Consider the following 511-nt stretch of genomic DNA (forward strand, 5'->3'; position numbering starts at 1 on the left):
CCGCCGAGCTCGCCGCGACGCTGGCCGACCTGATGGCCGCCCCCGACCGCATCGACGCGATGACCCGGGCCGGGCAGCGCGCCCTGGTGCCGTTCGAGGGCGCGGTGGAGCGGACGCTGGCGGTGCTCGACCCCTTCATCGCCCAGATGAAGCTCGCCGCCTTCCACCACGGCTGATGCGCCCGCCGCGCTTCTGGCAGGACGGCTCGGACCATCCGGCCGCACGTCTGCTGGCGCCGCTCGGGCGCGCCTACGGCCGCCACACCGCCGCCCGCATGGACCGGCCCGGCGCGTGGGCGGAGTGCCCGGTCCTGTGCCTCGGCAACTTCACCCTCGGGGGCGCCGGCAAGACCCCGAGCGCGATCGCCCTGGCCGCGCTGCTGCGCGACCTCGGACGGACGCCCGCCTTCCTCAGCCGCGGCTACGGCGGGCGCCTGCCCGGGCCGGTCCTCGTCGATCCCGCCCGCCACGGCTGGCGCGACGTCGGCGACGAGCCGCTACGCAGAGGCGCG

Annotated in this window: 1 protein-coding gene; it reads left to right on the top strand. The window is 77.7% G+C overall.

Annotated elements, in window-relative coordinates:
* Positions 1-175 precede the first annotated feature (175 nt).
* On the top strand, positions 176-511 hold a 336-nt coding region (locus FV223_RS29630), incomplete at its 3' end, for a tetraacyldisaccharide 4'-kinase (protein ID WP_187276310.1).

It is taken from the genome of Methylobacterium sp. WL116 (genome assembly GCF_008039455.1).
GTDB lineage: Bacteria > Pseudomonadota > Alphaproteobacteria > Rhizobiales > Beijerinckiaceae > Methylobacterium.